Origin of the sequence: Flavobacterium sp., from assembly GCF_049590715.1 — a bacterium.
Classification (GTDB): domain Bacteria; phylum Bacteroidota; class Bacteroidia; order Flavobacteriales; family Flavobacteriaceae; genus Flavobacterium.
Map to the genome: position 1 here is coordinate 1 of NZ_JBAWDL010000324.1, position 2,064 is coordinate 2,064.

At 36.5% G+C, this 2,064-nt stretch carries 2 protein-coding genes; both read left to right on the forward strand.

Going from position 1 to position 2,064, the window contains the following annotated elements; genetic code table 11:
• Positions 1 to 310 (forward strand): HAD family hydrolase (locus WBQ70_RS13970; RefSeq protein ID WP_423915271.1); only part of this gene is annotated, 310 nt, incomplete at its 5' end.
• 45 nt (positions 311 to 355) lie between these two features.
• The coding region (locus WBQ70_RS13975) for a glycoside hydrolase family 65 protein (RefSeq protein ID WP_423915273.1) at positions 356 to 2,064 on the forward strand (1,709 nt) is incomplete at its 3' end.

Genomic DNA, 2,064 nt, shown 5'->3' on the forward strand with positions numbered 1-2,064 from the left:
GAGACCGATACTTGAAAAAACAGGCATCCTCTCCTATTTTGATGCTATTGTTGACGGAAATGATGTTAGTAACGCTAAACCTGACCCAGAAGTTTTCTTGATTGCCGCCAAAAACCTAGGCATGGCGCCTGAACAATCCATTGTTTTTGAAGATTCGATTGCAGGAATTCAGGCAGCTAATATTGGAAAAATGATTAGCGTAGGCATTGGAGAAGAAAAAACATTGCATGAAGCACGTTATGTTTTTCAAGATTTTACCCATATTGAGACACGCTTTATAGACAATTTAATTAATAAAAAAATCGATTAAGAAGTAGATAAATTAAATCTACTGAAAACCTCAAAATACGATACCATGAATCAAGATTATATAAAACCTGACAGTTGGTCTATCATAGAAGAAGGATTTGATGCTGAAAGAGTGAAATCATCCGAAAGTTTATTTAGTATTGGAAATGGCGCAATGGGACAGCGTGCTAATTTTGAAGAACACTATTCAGGAGAATCTTTTCAAGGAAGCTATATCGCAGGTATCTATTATCCCGACAAAACCAAAGTAGGTTGGTGGAAAAATGGTTATCCAAAATATTTTGCCAAAGTATTGAATGCCCCAAATTGGATTGGTATCGATATTGAGATCAACGGTGAAGTTTTCGACTTGAACCACTGCATCAAAGTAAACAACTATCGTCGTGAATTGAACATGAAAGAAGGTTGGTATAACCGTTCTTTTCAAGCAACTTTACAAAACGGAACAGAAGTTGTCGTGAATATTCGCCGCTTCCTTTCGATAAACTTAGACGAAGTAGGTGTTATTAATTATGAAATTACCCCTTTGAATAAGGAAGCTAAAATTATTTACAAACCTTATGTAGATGCCGGCGTTACCAACGAAGATGCGAACTGGGATGAAAAGTTCTGGGAACCATTAGACAAAAATGAAAAAGACAATCAAGCTTTTATAACGGCACAAACTTTTAAAACCCATTTCAAGGTTACTACTTTTATGCAAAATAGCATTTTAGAGAATGACCAGAATTTGAATTTAACGCCATTGGCCACAGCCAAAACGATTGACAAAATTCAGTTTAGATTCGAAGTGACTGTTGCTCAAGGCAAAAAATCAGCGATTCAAAAGATAGGGGGCTATACCGTTTCCTTGAACCACGAAAATACTCAAGACGCTGCTGAAAAAGCGATTAACAATGCTTTGACTATTGGTTATAACCAATTATTACAAAACCAAATTGACGCTTGGGCTAAGATTTGGGAAATGTCAGATATTACAATTGATGGTGACGTAAAAGCGCAACAAGGAATTCGTTTTAATATTTTTCAATTAAACCAAACCTATTTAGGAAAAGACAGTCGTTTAAACATTGGTCCAAAAGGATTTACAGGCGAAAAATATGGTGGCTCTACCTATTGGGACACTGAAGCTTACTGTATTCCGTTTTACATGGCGACGAAAGACCAACAGGTGGCTCGAAATTTATTGACCTACCGTTACAATCAGTTAGACAAAGCCATTGAAAATGCCGAGCAAAATTTAGGTTTTAAAAACGGAGCGGCTTTGTACCCAATGGTTACTATGAATGGTGAAGAATGCCATAACGAATGGGAAATCACCCATGAAGAAATTCACCGTAACGGTGCGATTGCTTTTGCCATTTATAACTACTACCGTTTTACAGGTGATTACTCGTATATTCCTGAAAAAGGACTAGAAGTATTGATTGGAATTGCTCGTTTTTGGCACCAAAGAGCCAGTTTCTCGACTCAAAAAAATCAATATGTGATTTTAGGCGTTACAGGGCCAAACGAATACGAAAACAACATCAACAATAATTTTTACACGAATTATATTGCCAAATGGTGTATTGATTTTGCCAACGAACAAATTCAAAAAGTTTCCTTAGAGTTTCCAAAAGACCACAAACGCATCATCGAAAAAGTAAAATTATCGGATGCTGAATTGCAGGAATGGAAAAAAGTGGCGGGTAATATGTATTTCCCAAAATCAGAAGAATTGGGGATTTACCTGCAACAAGACGGATTCTTAGA